The organism is Hydrogenophaga sp. (genome assembly GCF_022844385.1).
Classification (GTDB): Bacteria; Pseudomonadota; Gammaproteobacteria; order Burkholderiales; family Burkholderiaceae_C; genus Hydrogenophaga.
Map to the genome: position 1 here is coordinate 24,222 of NZ_JALHLX010000015.1, position 15,079 is coordinate 39,300.

Annotated in this window: 19 protein-coding genes; 6 read left to right on the forward strand and 13 right to left on the reverse strand. The window is 62.9% G+C overall.

The genetic code is table 11. The features are described 5' to 3' along the window. The first annotated feature begins 4 nt into the window (after positions 1-4). The gene (locus Q0C59_RS05040; RefSeq protein ID WP_291212567.1) at positions 5-532 is read left to right on the forward strand and encodes a TPM domain-containing protein; all 528 of its coding nucleotides are present in this window, start codon (positions 5-7) and stop codon (positions 530-532) included. 19 nt (positions 533-551) lie between these two features. Here Q0C59_RS05040 and Q0C59_RS05045 read toward each other — a convergent pair whose 3' ends face one another. The 10 genes from Q0C59_RS05045 to Q0C59_RS05090 all read right to left on the reverse strand — a co-directional run bounded on the left by Q0C59_RS05045 (position 552) and on the right by Q0C59_RS05090 (position 8,690). Further along, on the reverse strand, positions 552-1,217 hold the full coding sequence (locus Q0C59_RS05045) for a cyclic nucleotide-binding domain-containing protein (RefSeq protein WP_291212570.1): 666 nt from the start codon (positions 1,215-1,217) through the stop codon (positions 552-554). Between the two features lie 27 nt (positions 1,218-1,244). Next, positions 1,245-1,661 carry a F0F1 ATP synthase subunit epsilon gene (locus tag Q0C59_RS05050; RefSeq protein WP_291212572.1) on the reverse strand — a complete coding sequence of 139 codons (417 nt, stop codon included), beginning with the start codon at positions 1,659-1,661 and terminating at the stop codon, positions 1,245-1,247. Between the two features lie 75 nt (positions 1,662-1,736). After that, positions 1,737-3,167 (reverse strand): F0F1 ATP synthase subunit beta, encoded by a 1,431-nt coding sequence (atpD, locus tag Q0C59_RS05055; protein ID WP_291212574.1) that lies wholly within the window; start codon positions 3,165-3,167, stop codon positions 1,737-1,739. A 43-nt stretch (positions 3,168-3,210) separates the two neighbouring features. Then, complete coding sequence (atpG, locus tag Q0C59_RS05060) at positions 3,211-4,077, reverse strand: F0F1 ATP synthase subunit gamma (protein ID WP_291212577.1); 867 nt, start codon at positions 4,075-4,077, stop codon at positions 3,211-3,213. Positions 4,078-4,108: 31 nt separating this feature from the next. Further along, the gene (atpA, locus tag Q0C59_RS05065; protein WP_291212580.1) at positions 4,109-5,725 is read right to left on the reverse strand and encodes a F0F1 ATP synthase subunit alpha; all 1,617 of its coding nucleotides are present in this window, start codon (positions 5,723-5,725) and stop codon (positions 4,109-4,111) included. Positions 5,726-5,790: 65 nt separating this feature from the next. Continuing rightward, positions 5,791-6,324, reverse strand: coding sequence for a F0F1 ATP synthase subunit delta (locus Q0C59_RS05070; RefSeq protein ID WP_291212583.1), 534 nt, complete (start codon positions 6,322-6,324; stop codon positions 5,791-5,793). 28 nt (positions 6,325-6,352) lie between these two features. After that, positions 6,353-6,823, reverse strand: coding sequence for a F0F1 ATP synthase subunit B (locus Q0C59_RS05075; RefSeq protein ID WP_069048608.1), 471 nt, complete (start codon positions 6,821-6,823; stop codon positions 6,353-6,355). 125 nt (positions 6,824-6,948) lie between these two features. Further along, positions 6,949-7,197 (reverse strand): F0F1 ATP synthase subunit C, encoded by a 249-nt coding sequence (gene atpE, locus Q0C59_RS05080; RefSeq protein WP_069048607.1) that lies wholly within the window; start codon positions 7,195-7,197, stop codon positions 6,949-6,951. Between the two features lie 80 nt (positions 7,198-7,277). Further along, a complete protein-coding gene (gene atpB, locus Q0C59_RS05085; RefSeq protein WP_291212590.1) occupies positions 7,278-8,147 on the reverse strand; it encodes a F0F1 ATP synthase subunit A in 870 nt (289 codons plus the stop codon). Between the two features lie 27 nt (positions 8,148-8,174). After that, a complete protein-coding gene (locus Q0C59_RS05090) occupies positions 8,175-8,690 on the reverse strand; it encodes an ATP synthase subunit I (RefSeq protein WP_291212593.1) in 516 nt (171 codons plus the stop codon). Between the two features lie 132 nt (positions 8,691-8,822). Here Q0C59_RS05090 and Q0C59_RS05095 point away from each other — a divergent pair, with 132 nt between their 5' ends. From Q0C59_RS05095 to Q0C59_RS05115, 5 genes are read left to right on the forward strand one after another with little or no spacing between them, the layout of a single operon-like run. After that, entirely contained in the window at positions 8,823-9,722 is a 900-nt protein-coding gene (locus tag Q0C59_RS05095) for a D-amino acid aminotransferase (RefSeq protein ID WP_291212595.1), read from the forward strand. Positions 9,723-9,736: 14 nt separating this feature from the next. After that, complete coding sequence (locus Q0C59_RS05100) at positions 9,737-10,021, forward strand: DUF493 family protein (RefSeq protein ID WP_291212598.1); 285 nt, start codon at positions 9,737-9,739, stop codon at positions 10,019-10,021. 47 nt (positions 10,022-10,068) lie between these two features. Continuing rightward, the gene (lipB, locus tag Q0C59_RS05105; protein WP_291212663.1) at positions 10,069-10,710 is read left to right on the forward strand and encodes a lipoyl(octanoyl) transferase LipB; all 642 of its coding nucleotides are present in this window, start codon (positions 10,069-10,071) and stop codon (positions 10,708-10,710) included. Between the two features lie 48 nt (positions 10,711-10,758). Next, positions 10,759-11,766 (forward strand): lipoyl synthase, encoded by a 1,008-nt coding sequence (gene lipA, locus Q0C59_RS05110; protein ID WP_291212600.1) that lies wholly within the window; start codon positions 10,759-10,761, stop codon positions 11,764-11,766. 25 nt (positions 11,767-11,791) lie between these two features. Continuing rightward, positions 11,792-12,637: a DMT family transporter gene (locus tag Q0C59_RS05115; protein ID WP_291212602.1), complete on the forward strand. Its 846-nt coding sequence runs from the start codon at positions 11,792-11,794 to the stop codon at positions 12,635-12,637. A 3-nt stretch (positions 12,638-12,640) separates the two neighbouring features. Here the strand turns inward: Q0C59_RS05115 and ptsP are convergent, their stop codons facing one another. The 3 genes from ptsP to Q0C59_RS05130 are packed head-to-tail and all read right to left on the reverse strand — an operon-like array spanning position 12,641 to position 15,073. Beyond that, the gene (gene ptsP, locus Q0C59_RS05120) at positions 12,641-14,392 is read right to left on the reverse strand and encodes a phosphoenolpyruvate--protein phosphotransferase (protein WP_291212605.1); all 1,752 of its coding nucleotides are present in this window, start codon (positions 14,390-14,392) and stop codon (positions 12,641-12,643) included. Then, a complete protein-coding gene (locus Q0C59_RS05125) occupies positions 14,389-14,658 on the reverse strand; it encodes an HPr family phosphocarrier protein (protein WP_291212608.1) in 270 nt (89 codons plus the stop codon). Before Q0C59_RS05125 ends, ptsP begins: the two co-directional genes overlap by 4 nt. Continuing rightward, complete coding sequence (locus tag Q0C59_RS05130) at positions 14,627-15,073, reverse strand: PTS sugar transporter subunit IIA (protein WP_291212611.1); 447 nt, start codon at positions 15,071-15,073, stop codon at positions 14,627-14,629. The genes Q0C59_RS05125 and Q0C59_RS05130 overlap by 32 nt, the downstream gene beginning before the upstream one ends. Positions 15,074-15,079: the final 6 nt, after the last annotated feature.

Here is a 15,079-nt window from a genome sequence, read left to right on the forward strand (position 1 = left end):
ACCCATGAACAAGTGGCTGCGCATCTTCAAACACCGCTGGATGGACCGCTCGGACACCTTGTGCGCCGTGCCCGACGACATGGCCGAGCGCATCGCTCGCCGTGTCGCCGCCAGCGAAGGCCGCCACACCGGCGAGGTGCGATTGTGTGTGGAGGCTTCGCTGCCCTTGAGCTACCTCTGGCGCATCGGGTCCGCAACACCGCTGGCTGTCGTGGTGCGAGAACGCGCCCTGACGTGGTTCGGACGGCTGCAGATATGGGACACAGAACACAACAACGGCGTGTTGATCTACGTGCTGCTGGCCGAACACGCCATCGAATTCGTAGCAGATCGTGCACTCTCTCGCCTCGTGAGTGACAGAGAGTGGCAGGCCATGGTGGACCGCATGGCCTCACGCCTGCGGTCGGGTGAGTTTGAGGACGGTCTCACCCAGGCGCTGGAGGAAGTTTCTGCGCTGCTGGTGGCCCATTTCCCGGCCGATGCAGGCACTGTGCGACCCAACGAACTGCCCGACGCGGTGGTGCGCCGCTGAGGACCACGGGCTGAGCCGATCAGCCCCTGCGTTTGTCCAGCGGGCTTCGACTGTTCATCACCACCTGAAGCTCTTGCTGCAAGGCCTTGTTCATCTGGGCAAAAGTCTTGAGCTTTCGGGTGGTCTCGCGAAGGCGGTCGGCCATGCGCTTGGAGATCGCGAGCAACAGACGCGAACCCAGGCGCGGGTCCTCCTTCAAGATGCGCATGAGCGCGGTGCGCGAGAGCACGGCAGCAGCAATATTGGTGTTGGCCGTGCAGGTGGCCGAGCGCGGCGCGCCGTCGAGCACGCCCATTTCCCCGATCAAATGACCGGGCCCCATGATGTTGACTACCATGCTTTCGTGCAGGCCAGGCATTTCGTTCTCCACCGCGATGTCGCCTTCCAGCACCAGGAGCATGTAGTCGGTCTGCCGGACCTCCCCCTCCTGGATGATCACCGTGCCCGCCTTGATGAGCTTGGGCCGCATGTACCCCACAACCTTGAGTGCGTCCGCCAACGTCAGGTCGGCCAGCGCAGAAGGCGTGACCAGCAGACGTGCCGCCACTTCTTCGGGTGCCAGTTCCGGACTTTCAAAAATCGATGACATCGTCTCCGCCTTTGTTGACACCCCCATGGTATTCGGACTGTTACAGCTTGCCGCAGCATGGGGACAAAAAAAGACCGGCATCGAGCCGGTCTTCATCTGGAACCCAGGCCGCGGCCTGAAGGCTCACCTCTTTTGACGGAACTTGCGCAGTGCAGCGATCTGGGCGGCCATGACCGCCAACTCAGACGTGGCCTTGGCCAGATCGATATCGCTCTTGGCGTTCTTCAAAGCTTCTTCGGCCACCTTGCGAGCGTCCAGTGCTTTGGCTTCGTCAAGGTCCTTGCCGCGGATGGCGGTGTCGGACAGAACGGTGATGTGGTTGGGTTGCACTTCCAGAATGCCACCGGCCACGAACACGAACTCTTCACCGCCATCGGCTTTTTCGATACGCACGGCGCCTGGTTTGATGCGGGTGATCAGCGGAATGTGACCGGGCAAGATGCCCAGCTCGCCCGCTTCACCCGGCAAGGCCACGAACTTGGCATCGCCAGAAAAGATGGAAGCTTCGGCGCTCACCACATCGACGCGGATGGTGCTCATAGGGTCTCCTTTGGAAGATGGTTGAAAAGCAAACGGGCAGGAAGCCGGCGCAAGCCGACACCCACCTCGGTCGCTTTACGCCATCTTCTTGGCTTTCTCGAAGGCTTCGTCGATGGTGCCGACCATGTAGAACGACTGCTCGGGCAGGTGGTCGCACTCGCCGGCGGTGATCATCTTGAAACCACGGATGGTCTCGGCCAGGGTCACGTACTTACCGGGCGAGCCAGTGAACACTTCAGCGACGTGGAAGGGCTGCGACAGGAAACGCTGGATCTTGCGCGCGCGGGCCACGGCCAGCTTGTCTTCCGGTGCCAGTTCGTCCATGCCCAGGATGGCGATGATGTCGCGCAGTTCCTTGTAGCGCTGCAGGGTGTTCTGCACGGCGCGGGCGGTTTCGTAGTGCTCCTGGCCCACGACCAGCGGGTCCAGCTGGCGGCTGGTGGAGTCCAGTGGATCGACCGCGGGGTAGATACCCAGCGAAGCGATGTCACGGCTCAACACCACGGTGGAGTCCAGGTGGGCGAAAGTGGTTGCAGGGGAAGGATCGGTCAAGTCATCGGCAGGCACGTACACGGCCTGGATGGAGGTGATCGAGCCCACCTTGGTGGAGGTGATGCGCTCCTGCAGACGACCCATTTCTTCGGCCAGCGTCGGCTGGTAGCCCACGGCGGAAGGCATGCGGCCCAGCAGAGCGGACACTTCGGTACCGGCCAGCGTGTAGCGGTAGATGTTGTCCACGAAGAACAGCACGTCACGGCCTTCGTCGCGGAACGATTCGGCAATGGTCAAACCGGTCAGGGCCACGCGCAGACGGTTGCCTGGGGGCTCGTTCATCTGGCCGTACACCATGGCCACTTTGGATTCGCCCAGGTTCTCCAGATTCACCACGCCCGAGTCGGCCATCTCGTGATAGAAGTCGTTGCCTTCACGGGTGCGCTCACCCACACCGGCGAACACCGACAGACCGCTGTGGGCCTTGGCGATGTTGTTGATGAGTTCCATCATGTTCACGGTCTTGCCCACGCCGGCGCCACCGAACAGACCCACCTTGCCGCCCTTGGCGAACGGGCAGATCAGATCGATCACCTTGATGCCGGTTTCCAGCAGTTCCTGCGATGGCGACAGCTCGTCATAGGCCGGCGCCTTGCGGTGGATGGAGGCAGTGAGGGTCTGGTCGACCGGGCCGCGCTCGTCGATGGGCGCGCCGAGCACGTCCATGATGCGGCCCAGCGTGGCCTTGCCCACGGGCACCATGATGGGCTGGGCGGTGTTGGTCACGACCATGCCGCGGCGCAGGCCGTCGGAAGAACCCAGCGCGATGGTGCGGACCACGCCGTCACCCAGCTGCTGCTGGACTTCCAGCGTCAGGGCAGAGCCTTCCATTTTCAGGGCGTCGTACACGCGGGGCATCTGGTTGCGTGGGAATTCCACGTCCACGACGGCGCCGATGCACTGAACGATCTTGCCCTGAACACCGGTGTTCATTTGTGCGGTAGCTTGAGACATGATGGGTACCTTTTCGTTTCTCGGATTCTGTTGGGCAGCTGCTTCAGACCGCTGCGGCGCCGGCGACGATTTCCGAAAGTTCTTTCGTGATCGCTGCCTGACGGGTCTTGTTGTAGACCAGCTTGAGTTCGCTGATGACGCTGCCGGCATTGTCGGTGGCGGCCTTCATGGCCACCATGCGCGCGGACTGTTCTGAGGCCATGTTTTCAGCCACGGCCTGATAAACCTGGGCTTCCACATAACGCAGCAAGAGCTCGTCAATCACGGCCGGTGCATCGGGTTCGTAGATGTAGTCCCAGTCACGGCCACCGGCGTTCTCCTGCAGTTCACCCGTGTTGAGCGGCAACAGTTTTTCGACCACCGATTCCTGTTTCATCGTGTTGATGAACTTGGTGTAGCAGACGTAAACCGCGTTGACACGGCCCTCGGTGTACGCGTCCAGCAAGGTCTTCACCGGGCCGATCAGCTTGTCGAGATGCGGCGTGTCGCCCAGGCCGGTCACGCTGGACACGACCTTGGCGCCGATACGGTTCATGAACGCCAGGCCCTTGTTGCCGATGGCCACGACTTCAGCGGTCTGGCCCTGCGCCTGCAGGTCCTTGAGCTGGGACGTCACCGCGCGCAGCACGTTGGTGTTCAAACCACCGCACAGACCCTTGTCGGTCGTCACCACCACAAAGCCCGCGACCTTGGCGTCGTTGGTCAACATGAAGGGGTGCGTGTACTCGGGATTGGCGCGGCTCAGGTTGCCGGTGATCTGGCGCACCTTCTCCGCGTAAGGCCGGGCCGCACGCATGCGTTCCTGCGCCTTGCGCATCTTGGAGGCGGCGACCATTTCCATGGCTTTGGTGATCTTCTTGGTGTTCTCCACCGATTTGATCTTGCCGCGTATTTCCTTGCCTGCTGCCATTGTGTTTCCTCTAAGAAGTCAATGGGCCGGATCAGTAGGTGCCGGTTTTCTTGAAGTCGGCGATGGCTGCTGCCAGCTGGGCTTCGGCGTCCTGGCACTCTTTCTTGAATGCCTTCTTTGCGTCGCTGTCATCTGCCTTGGCAGGCTTGACATCCCACTTCGCGCCGTTCTTCTCCATCGTCGCCAGCATGGCCGCGTGCTTGTCTTTCAGGAAAGCGTGCATGCCGTTTTCAAACGACAGGACCTTCTTCACTTCGATGTCGTCCAGGTAGCCCTTGTTCACGGCAAACAACGTGGAGGCCATCAGACCGATCGACTGCGGGCTGTACTGGGCCTGCTTCAGGAGCTCGGTCACGCGTGCACCGCGGTCGAGCTGCTTGCGGGTGGCTTCGTCCAGGTCGGAGGCGAACTGCGCGAACGCAGCCAATTCACGGTACTGGGCCAAGTCGGTACGGATACCGCCGGACAAGCCTTTGATCAGGTTGGTCTGGGCAGCACCACCGACGCGCGACACCGAGATACCGGCGTTGATGGCGGGGCGGATACCGGCGTTGAACAGGCTGGTTTCCAGGAAGATCTGGCCGTCCGTGATCGAGATCACGTTGGTGGGCACGAAAGCGGACACGTCACCGGCCTGCGTTTCGATGATCGGGAGTGCCGTCAGCGAACCAGTCTTGCCCTTGACTTCACCTTTGGTGAAGGCTTCGACGTAGTCGGCGTTCACGCGGGCCGCGCGCTCGAGCAGACGGCTGTGGAGATAGAACACGTCGCCTGGGTAGGCTTCGCGGCCTGGGGGACGGCGCAACAGCAGCGAAACCTGGCGGTAGGCCACAGCCTGCTTGGACAGGTCGTCATACACGATCAGGGCATCCTGGCCACGGTCGCGGAAGTACTCGCCCATGGTGCAGCCGGAGTAGGCCGACAGGTACTGCATGGCAGCGGATTCGGAAGCCGAAGCGGCCACGACGATGGTGTAGTCCATCGCGCCAGCCTGCTCCAGGGCACGCACCACGTTTTTGATCGACGAGGCCTTCTGGCCAATCGCAACGTAGACGCAGGTCATGTTCTGACCCTTCTGGTTGATGATCGCGTCGATTGCCACAGCGGTCTTGCCGGTCTGGCGGTCGCCGATGATCAGCTCGCGCTGGCCACGACCCACGGGCACCATGGAGTCGATCGACTTCAGGCCGGTCTGCACCGGCTGGTCCACCGATTTGCGGGCGATCACGCCGGGCGCAACCTTCTCGATCACGTCGGTCATCTTGGCGTTGATCGGGCCTTTGCCGTCAATCGGAGCGCCCAGGGCGTTGACCACGCGGCCAATCAGCTCGGGACCCACCGGCACTTCCAGAATACGGCCCGTGCACTTGACGGTCTCGCCTTCGGAAATGTGCTCGTACTCACCCAGAATCACGGCGCCCACGGAGTCGCGCTCCAGGTTCAGCGCCAGGCCGAAGGAAGGCACGCCGTCCTTGTTGGCCGGGAATTCCAGCATCTCGCCCTGCATCACGTCGGACAGGCCGTGGACGCGGACAATACCGTCGGTCACCGACACCACGGTGCCCTGGTTGCGCACATCGGTCGATGTGCCCAGTCCCTCGATGCGGGACTTGATCAATTCGGAGATTTCAGCGGGATTGAGTTGCATGACTCTTTCCTTCTTTCGTTAAATGGTGAGCAGGCGGGCGCGGGGTGACAGCGTATGAACCGAGTTCAGGCCGCGGTCAGGGCGGATTTCATGTGTTCGAGGCGGGCTTTGATCGAGGTGTCGAGCACTTCATCGCCCACCACCACGCGAATGCCACCGATCAACTCGGGCTGCAGTTCAACCTGCAGATTGAGCTTTCGGGCAAATCGCTTTTCCAGCACACCGGAAAGATCGGCCAACGCAGCGCTGTCGATCGCGAAGGCGCTGTAGACCACGGCGTCGAACGCGCCTTGTTGCACGTTCTTCAAAGCACGGAACTGGTCCGCGATTTCGGGCAGCGCAGCCAGGCGGCCGTTGTCGATCACGGTGCGCAGGAAGTTCTGCGCCATCACGGGCAGGCTCGTCTTGATCACGCCGGTGACCAGGCTGAACACCTGTTCGGGTGTCGTCCGGGGATTGTCGGCGTACAGACGGAGCTGCTCATCGGCAGCCACCGACGCCAGCTCGTCGAGCCAGGCGGCGGTGCCTGCCGCGCCAGCGCCCGAGGCCTGGAACAGCGCTTCCGCGTAAGGGCGGGCAATGGTGGCGATTTCGGCCATGGTTGTCCTTTGGTGCCGTGTCGGTGGATCAGAGCTCGGTCTTCAGGCGGCCCAGCAACTCGGCGTGAACGCCAGCGTTGACTTCGCGCTTGAGGATCTGCTCGGCGCCCTTGACAGCCAGCGCAGCCACTTGCTCGCGCAGGGCTTCGCGGGCCTTGACGACCTGCTGTTCGGCTTCGAGGTGAGCGGCGGCCACGATCTTGTTGGCTTCATCGGTCGCACGCGCCTTGGCCTCTTCGATCACGGTCTGCGCACGGCGTTCGGCATCGGCCAGACGGGTGGCGGCTTCGTTGCGCGATTTGCCCAACTCTTCTTCCACACGCTTGTTGGCCACGGCCAGTTCGGACTTGGCTTTTTCGGAAGCCGCCAGACCTTCGGAAATCTTCAACGCACGCTCATCGAGCGCCTTGGCAATCGGGGGCCACACGAATTTCATCGTGAACCACACCAGGATCGCAAAGACGATGGCCTGCGCAAAGAGGGTTGCATTGATATTCATCGCAACGCCTTTCTGTGTGTTGACATAAGTGGTGATGCACTTGCTGCTGCGTCGGCGCGCTGCCAGCGAATGGTCATGGAAGACCCCCGCTGCTCAGAACGCTGCCGAAGTGGCAGCAAATCCCATTAAGCCAGCGTGAAGGGGTTGGCGAACGCGAACAGGAGGGCGATGGCCACGCCGATCAGGAAGGCCGCGTCGATCAGACCGGCCAGGATGAACATCTTCGTCTGCAGGTCGTTCATCAGCTCAGGCTGACGTGCCGACGCTTCCAGAAATTTGCCGCCCATCAGCGCAATACCGATGGATGCGCCGATGGCGCCCAGACCGACGATGAGACCGCAAGCCAATGCGACAAGACCCAGAACGTTTTCCATGATGACTCCTATGAGATGAACGAAAGTTGAAAAAAGGAAAGAGAGAAACGAGAACTCAGAGCGAGGACAGGCCGCGCCACTCAGTGAGCGTCATGCGCCTGCCCGAGGTAAATCAGGGCCAGCATCATGAAAATGAACGCCTGCAAGGTGATGACCAGAATGTGGAACAAGGTCCAAACCGTGCCTGCGATCACATGTCCGACGAAGAACAGGCCACCGCCGAGCGAGAGGGAAGCAAAGCCACCCAGCAACGCAATCAGCATGAAGACCAACTCACCCGCGAACATGTTTCCGAACAACCGCATGCCGTGGGAGACCGTCTTGGCCACGAACTCGATCATTTGCATCAGGAAGTTGATCAGGCCCAGCAGCACGGCCCAGATGGGGTTCTTGCTGGTGCCGAAAGGTGCGGTGACGAGTTCGTGCGTCCAGCCGCCGATGCCCTTGATCTTGATGTTGTAGAACAAGCACATCAACAACACGGAAACGGACAGGCCGAGGGTGGTGGAGAGGTCGGCCGTGGCCACCACGCGCATGTAGTCGGGGTAGCCCATGGCAGGACCCGCCACGTGCCAGATGGATGGAATCAGGTCGACCGGCACCATGTCCATGAAGTTCATCAGGAAGATCCAGACAAACACGGTGAGAGCCAGGGGAGCGACCAGCTTGCGGCTGTGTGCGTTGTGGATGACGGCCTTGGCCTGGCTGTCGACCATCTCGACCAGCATCTCGACGGCGGCCTGGAACCGGCCGGGCACTCCCGCGGTGGCTTTGCGAGCGGCCAGCCAAAGCACGAAGCAGGTCAGGATGCCCAGGAAAGAGCTGAAGATCACCGAATCGATGTTGATGACCGAGAAGTCGACGATCGACTCCTGCTTCTTGTTCGTCAAATGGACCAGGTGGTGGCGGATGTATTCGCCGGGGGTCAGAGCGCTGCCTTCAGTTGCCATGTTCGTTTGCACCGATTTGTCGGAAATTCAACCGTTTAGATTTGCGCGCCGGGTCTGGATCCAGAATCCAAACCAGTACACCTTGAGAACCAACACCAGACCGGCCAACAGGCCCAGCCAATTCAGCTCGGGGACGATCCAGGGCGCCGACCACAACATGGCCACCACCAACAGAATCTTGACCCCCTCCCACCACAAAAACCCGGCGAAAGCGGCTTGCGCATAACCCGCCAACAGGCGACTCAATGCACTGGACGTCAAGCCGTAAGCCATCAAGGCCGAAGGCAACACCACCGCGGCTGCGCCGTAGAGGACCGACCAGGCCACCGAAGCCGATTGTGTGAACAACCACGCCAGCGCACCCGAGGACAAGCCCACCAACAACTGCACACCGACCAGACGCCACAAAGAGATGCGCGGCTGGCTGGCCCGCCACTGCTGCGCTTCTTCGCGCGTCAGCGGCTTGAATTCGTTCTCTTGCTCACCATCTGAACCGTCTGCCTGGTTCTGCGATTCCGGATCGACGTGCTGCATTGTCGACATGGATGGTTACAGACAGGTTACGGTTGGGCGACGTTCGCAAAGCCGCTGATTATACGTAGAAACCCCATGGGGTCGTCAAGGCTGAACACAGCTTGTGCGTCTCCTGCGAACACCGCCGCCGATAATCGTTTCATGACCTCTGCGAACTGGGGCACTCCCCCCGAGCTGCCCGACACCCTCTGCTTCCTCAACGGCGAGTTCACGCAACTGCGCAACGCCCGGGTCAGCGTGCTGGATCGGGGCTTCATCTTTGGCGACGGTGTGTACGAGGTACTGCCCTGCTACGGCGGTGTGGCGTTCCGTTTTGACCAGCACATGGCGCGCCTGGACCGTTCGCTGGCCGAGTTGCGCATCAGCAATCCCTTGTCTCGCGCCGAGTGGGCGGCGATCGCTCAACGTCTGGCCCTCTCACTGCATGACAGCCGTGGCGCCGCCAACCAACTGATCTATATCCAGGTCACCCGAGGCGTGGCATTGAGGGACCACGCGATGCCAGCGGACATCATGCCCACGGTGTTCGTGATGGTGAGCGAGATGAAACTGGCCTCCCCGGCGCAACGCGAGCACGGCGTGGCCTGCGTCACTGCCGACGATTTCCGTTGGGAGAAAGCCCACATCAAAAGCACCAGCCTGCTGGGCGCGGTGTTTGCGCGCCAGATCAGCGTGGACGCCGGCGCGGTGGAAACCGTGATGTTTCGCGGTGACCATTTGAGCGAAGCGGCCGCCAGCAACGTCTGGGTGGTCAAAGACGGCACGGTCATGGGGCCACCCAGGGACAACCTGGTGCTGGAGGGCATCCGCTTCGGACTGATCGAAGAGATCTGCCAGTCGCAGGGCCTGCGCTTCGAGCTGCGCCCCATCACCCGTGCCGAGGTGTGGGCCGCCGATGAGTTGCTCCTGTCGTCCGCCACCAAAGAGGTGCTGCCCATCACCCGCCTCGATGGTCAGCCGGTTGGGCAAGGCCGCCCAGGCCCCATCTACCAACGCCTGTACGCTGGCTACCAGCAAGCCGTGGCCGCCCTGTCGGCCTGAACCGGAGAAGCCCCATGGAACAGCCCCGCGACATCCCGCCCGAACAATCGCTCATCGAGTACCCGACACAGTTTCCCATCAAGGTGATGGGGGCGAACGTGGAGGGCTTCATCGATGCCATGGTGCATGTGGCCAAGGCCTTCGACGCCACCTTCGACGTCGGCACCGTGGAGCAGCGTCCGAGCAAGGCGGGCAACTACATGGGCTTGACCCTGAGCGTGCACGTGACCAGCCGCGAACAGCTCGACGAGCTCTACCGCACCCTGACCACGCACCCCATGGTCAAGATCGTTCTGTGATCATTCGAGCTTTGGGCCTGGTGTCTTACGACACCACTTATCAGGCCATGCAGGCCTTCACCGCCGAGCGGACGAACGATACGCCCGACGAGCTCTGGATCTGCGAACACCCGCCTGTGTTCACACAAGGCCTGGCGGGTCGCGAAGACCACCTGCTGGCCCCGGGCGACATCCCCGTGGTGCAGACCAACCGGGGGGGGCAGGTGACATTCCACGGCCCCGGTCAGGTGGTGGCGTATCCGCTTGTCAACTTGCAACGGGCGGGCTACTACGTGAAGGAATTTGTCCACCGGGTCGAAGAGGCCGTGATCCGCACACTGGCGACCTTTCAGGTCACGGGTCACCGCGTGGCCGGCGCGCCGGGCATCTATGTGCGGCTGAACGATCCCTTCAGCCACGCTGCGCTGCCCCAGCGCCCGCAAAAGCGAAGCCCCGGTGAGCCAGCCCCGATCCCCGACTTCACCGGCCTGGGCAAGATCGCCGCGCTCGGCATCAAGGTCAGCCGCCACTGCACCTACCACGGCGTGGCGCTCAATGTGGCGATGGACCTGCAACCCTTCCAGCGCATCAACCCGTGTGGCTACACGGGCCTGCAAACGGTGGACCTTTCTACAATCGGAGTGACGGTTTCACGGGATGGGGCCGCGCAGGTGTTGAGCCAGAAGCTCGGCGCCACCCTGTCACCTTGATGACCACCCTGACCAACCCTGACCTCCAGCGCCACCCGCGCCGCCGCCATGAACCCGACCGACACGCCCGCCCCTGCCGCCGCCGACACCACCGTGCGCGAAGCCCAGCCCGCCGCCAGCTACGACGCGAGCGCCAAGCAGAAGAGCCAGGCCAAGACATCGCGCATTCCCATCAAGATCGTGCCGGCCGAGGTGCTGAAGAAGCCTGAGTGGATTCGTGTGAAGGCCGGCAGCCCGACCACCCGCTTCTACGAGATCAAGGACATCCTGCGCACCAACAAGCTGGTCACGGTGTGCGAAGAGGCGAGCTGCCCCAACATCGGCGAGTGCTTCGGCAAGGGCACGGCCACCTTCATGATCATGGGCGACAAGTGCACGCGCCGCTGCCCTTTCTGCGACGTGGGCCACGGCCGCCCCGATCCGCTGGACGTGAACGAACCCGACAACCTGGCCAAAACCATTGCCCAGCTCCAGCTGAAGTACGTGGTGATCACCAGCGTGGACCGTGATGATCTGCGCGACGGTGGTGCAGGCCACTTCGTCGCCTGCATCGAGAGGACGCGTGCGCTGTCGCCGCAAACACAAATCGAGGTGCTGGTGCCCGACTTCCGCGGCCGCGACGACCGTGCGCTGGAGATCCTCAAGGCCGCGCCGCCCGATGTGATGAACCACAACATGGAAACCGTGCCGCGCCTCTACAAGGAGGCGCGCCCGGGCTCGGACTACCAGTTCAGCCTGAACCTGCTCAAAAAATTCAAGGCCCTGTTCCCGCACGTGCCGACCAAGAGCGGCCTGATGGTCGGCCTGGGCGAAACCGACGAAGAGATCCTGGACGTCATGCGCGACATGCGCGCGCACGGCATCGACATGCTCACCATCGGCCAGTACCTCGCGCCCAGCGGTCACCACCTGCCGGTGCGTCGCTATGTGCACCCCGACACCTTCAAGATGTTCGAGGCCGAGGCCTACAAGATGGGGTTCAGCCACGCCGCTGTGGGCGCCATGGTGCGCAGCAGCTACCACGCCGACCAGCAGGCACACGGCGTGTTGAAGTGAGACACGTCGCGCTGCGCCACTCAGCTTGAACCCCGCCAACCTGCTTGCGCTCGGTGCCGTCGTGCTCTGGGCCTCACTCGCTGCGCTTGGCGTGGCCTTGTCCCATGTGCCGCCCTTCCTGCTCACCGGGCTGTCGTTGCTGGTGGGCAGCTTGATCGCCCTGCCACTTTCGCGCTTCGATTTTCGCCAGTGGCGTGTGCCGGCCAGCACGCTGGCGCTGGGCGTGTACGGCCTGTTCGGCTTTCACTTCCTGCTCTTCATCGCACTGCGCCACGCGCCGCCCGTGCAGGCCAACCTGGTCAACTACCTCTGGCCCTTGGGCATCGTGGTGATGGCGCCGTTGTTCCTGCCCGGCGTCTCGCTCACCAGCCGGCACATCTTTGCCGCCCTGCTGGGTTTTGCTGGCGCGGCGCTGGCCATTCTGGGCGGCACGGGCGACACCGGTGACGTGCGCTGGGCCTGGGGTTATGTTCCGGCCCTGGCCTCGGCCTTCATCTGGGCGAGCTATTCGCTGATGACAAAACGCGTGCGCGCGTTTCCCACCGCGGCAATCGGCAGCTTCGCGCTGCTGTCGGGCGTGCTCTCGCTGCTGTGCCACGTGCTGCTGGAGCCTGCCGTCTCGCTGTCGACCCGAGACATGCTGCTCATTGCCGTGCTGGGCCTGGGGCCGCTCGGTGGAGCGTTCTTTTTGTGGGACGCGGCTCTCAAACGCGGCGATGCCCGGCAGATTGGCGTGTTGAGCTTCCTCACGCCGCTGTTGTCGACGCTGACGCTGCTGCTGGTGCGGGGGGAGATGCCGAGTCCGGCCATCGGACTGGCGGCTTTGATGATCGTGGGCGCGGCTGTCATGGCCACGCGCCCATCCAACTGACCTTCAGTCTGTCATCAACGCCGCTGGGTCTTCCGCCGCCAGCACCGTCTGCGCCCAGGTCTGCAAGCGCGTCGTGTCGCAACGCAGGATCTGCTGCTTGACCGCCAGAATCTGCGACGGATGCATGGAGAAGCTGCGCAAGCCCAGGCCAAGCAACAAACGCGTCATGGCCACATCCCCCGCCATCTCGCCACACACGCTCACCCCTTTGCCCTGCGCCTGGCATTGCGTGATGGTGTTGGCGAGAAGGTGCAGCACCGCGGGATGCACCGGGTCGTAAAGGTGCGAGACAGCCTCGTCGGCACGGTCAATCGCCAGCGTGTACTGGATCAGGTCGTTGGTGCCGATGGAGAGAAAGTCGAAGTGTTTGAGGAACAGCGGAATGGTGAGCGCGGCGGCGGGCACTTCGATCATGGCGCCCAGCTTGACCGCGCCCTGTCGAACGCCAGCGGCTTCCAGCTGCTCGCGCGCGCGATTGATCAAGGCCAGCGTCTGACGGATCTCGCTGGCGTGTGCGAGCATGGGAACGAGCAGGTTCACAGGCCCGTGCGCGGCGGCTCGCAGTATGGCTCGCAACTGCGCCAGGAACATCGCCGGGTCGGCCAGACTCCAGCGGATTGCGCGCAGGCCCAGGGCAGGATTGAGGTGGTCTTCGCCGGCGCGCTGGGCCACACGGTCCAGCGGTTTGTCAGCGCCCACGTCCACCGTGCGGATGGTCACCGGCAGGCCTTGCATGCCCTCGACCGCGCGCTTGTAGGCCTGGTACTGCTCTTCCTCGTCGGGCAGTTTGCCGTTGCGACCCATGAAGAGGAATTCGCTGCGGAACAGCCCCACACCCACGGCACCGGCCTTGAGCGCGCCCACCGCGTCTTCGGGTTGTTCGATGTTGGCCAGCAGCTCGATCTTCTGCCCGTCAAGCGTGACGGCGGGAGTGTTCTTCAGGCGTGAGAGTCGTTCACGCTCCACCTCACCCTGGCGCTGCTTGAAGCCGTATTCGGCCAGCAGGATGGGCGAAGGATCGATCACCACCACGCCGGCATCGCCGTCGATGATGACCCAGTCATCCTGCTCGATCAGCTGGCTGGCCGAGCGAGCGCCGACCACCGCCGGGATGTCCATGCTGCGCGCGACGATGGCGGTGTGGCTGGTCTTGCCGCCCACGTCGGTGACGAAACCGGCAAACACGCTTTGCTTGAACTGCAACATGTCGGCCGGCGACAGGTCGTGTGCGATCAGCACCAGCGGCACGTCGACGGCGTTGTCCTGCCCGGGGTGGGGCTGACCGCTGACCACCGGCGAGGACACGCCGCGCATCACGCGCAGGATGCGCTCAACCACCTGCTCCAGGTCGGCCTTGCGCTCGCGCAGGTAGGGATCTTCCATCTCGTCAAACTGGCGCGCGATCACCTCCAGCTGGGTGGTCAGCGCCCATTCGGCGTTGTAGTGCCGCTCGACGATCCAGTGCTTCACGCCATTGGTGAGCTGCTCGTCCTGCAGCAGCATGAGGTGCACATCGAGCAAGGCCGTGAGCTCGGGATGGGCGTCCGAGGGCCCCAGGTCGTGCAGGCTTTGCTGCACCTTCAGAATCTCCGCCGCCACCTCGTTGCGCGCATGGCGCAGCCGTTCGATTTCGCCCACGACCTGTTCGGTCTGCACGAAGTAGTGGGCCACGTCGACCCGGCTCGACGCCACGATCACCGCCCGCCCGATGGCAATGCCCCGGGAGACGGCGAGACCGTGGACGGAGAAGCTCATTCGCCTTCGCCGAACTTGTCGTTGATCAACGCGATGAGCGCGTCCATCGCCACCTGCTCATCGGCTCCGATGGTTTCCACCTCCACCGTGCTGCCCAAGCCCGCGGCCAGCATCATCACGCCCATGATGCTTTTGGCATTGACGCGGCGGTCTCCGCGAGACATCCAGACCTCGCTGGCGAAGCTGCCCGCGAGTTTGGTGAGTTTGGCCGAGGCGCGTGCATGCAGGCCCAGCTTATTGCTGATGGTCACGGTGGTCTTGATCATGGGTGGCTCGTCGGGCCTGGTTCTGCGGAGCGGTCACCGCCACTTGAATCACACCCTGCGTGGCGCCGATCATGGCGCGCGAGATCAGCGCGTCCAGCGACTCGTGGCGGTACGACACGGTGCGCAGCAGCATGGGCAGGTTCACGCCGGTGATCAACTTGGAGTTGATGCCGTCGATGAGTTTTTGCGCCACGTTGCACGGCGTGGCGCCGAACACGTCGGTCACCACCAGGGTTTGCGGCAGGTGCATCTGGCGCATGAGCGCACGCGCCTGGGCCAGCGATTCTTCGGGCGGTACGTTGGGTTGCACATCGAGTGCCGCAACGGCCTCGGCGCTGTCGGGGAACACATGCATGACGCACTGTCGCAAGGCAGAAGCCAGGGGCGCGTGCGCGATGATGAGGATGCCGTTCATGGACGC

What these genes read in the sequence shown, in the direction of transcription:
- lipB (WP_291212663.1), top strand. Translation starts at nt 10,069, where the DNA reads ATGCAGGCCTTCACCGCCGAGCGGACGAACGATACGCCCGACGAGCTC.
- atpE (WP_069048607.1), bottom strand. Translation starts at nt 7,197, where the DNA reads ATGGAAAACGTTCTGGGTCTTGTCGCATTGGCTTGCGGTCTCATCGTC.
- Q0C59_RS05075 (WP_069048608.1), bottom strand. Translation starts at nt 6,823, where the DNA reads ATGAATATCAATGCAACCCTCTTTGCGCAGGCCATCGTCTTTGCGATC.
- Q0C59_RS05125 (WP_291212608.1), bottom strand. Translation starts at nt 14,658, where the DNA reads ATGATCAAGACCACCGTGACCATCAGCAATAAGCTGGGCCTGCATGCA.
- Q0C59_RS05050 (WP_291212572.1), bottom strand. Translation starts at nt 1,661, where the DNA reads ATGAGCACCATCCGCGTCGATGTGGTGAGCGCCGAAGCTTCCATCTTT.
- Q0C59_RS05040 (WP_291212567.1), top strand. Translation starts at nt 5, where the DNA reads ATGAACAAGTGGCTGCGCATCTTCAAACACCGCTGGATGGACCGCTCG.
- atpG (WP_291212577.1), bottom strand. Translation starts at nt 4,077, where the DNA reads ATGGCAGCAGGCAAGGAAATACGCGGCAAGATCAAATCGGTGGAGAAC.
- atpA (WP_291212580.1), bottom strand. Translation starts at nt 5,725, where the DNA reads ATGCAACTCAATCCCGCTGAAATCTCCGAATTGATCAAGTCCCGCATC.
- Q0C59_RS05090 (WP_291212593.1), bottom strand. Translation starts at nt 8,690, where the DNA reads ATGTCGACAATGCAGCACGTCGATCCGGAATCGCAGAACCAGGCAGAC.
- Q0C59_RS05045 (WP_291212570.1), bottom strand. Translation starts at nt 1,217, where the DNA reads ATGAAGACCGGCTCGATGCCGGTCTTTTTTTGTCCCCATGCTGCGGCA.
- lipA (WP_291212600.1), top strand. Translation starts at nt 10,759, where the DNA reads ATGAACCCGACCGACACGCCCGCCCCTGCCGCCGCCGACACCACCGTG.
- Q0C59_RS05095 (WP_291212595.1), top strand. Translation starts at nt 8,823, where the DNA reads ATGACCTCTGCGAACTGGGGCACTCCCCCCGAGCTGCCCGACACCCTC.
- atpD (WP_291212574.1), bottom strand. Translation starts at nt 3,167, where the DNA reads ATGTCTCAAGCTACCGCACAAATGAACACCGGTGTTCAGGGCAAGATC.
- Q0C59_RS05100 (WP_291212598.1), top strand. Translation starts at nt 9,737, where the DNA reads ATGGAACAGCCCCGCGACATCCCGCCCGAACAATCGCTCATCGAGTAC.
- Q0C59_RS05130 (WP_291212611.1), bottom strand. Translation starts at nt 15,073, where the DNA reads ATGAACGGCATCCTCATCATCGCGCACGCGCCCCTGGCTTCTGCCTTG.
- ptsP (WP_291212605.1), bottom strand. Translation starts at nt 14,392, where the DNA reads ATGAGCTTCTCCGTCCACGGTCTCGCCGTCTCCCGGGGCATTGCCATC.
- Q0C59_RS05070 (WP_291212583.1), bottom strand. Translation starts at nt 6,324, where the DNA reads ATGGCCGAAATCGCCACCATTGCCCGCCCTTACGCGGAAGCGCTGTTC.
- atpB (WP_291212590.1), bottom strand. Translation starts at nt 8,147, where the DNA reads ATGGCAACTGAAGGCAGCGCTCTGACCCCCGGCGAATACATCCGCCAC.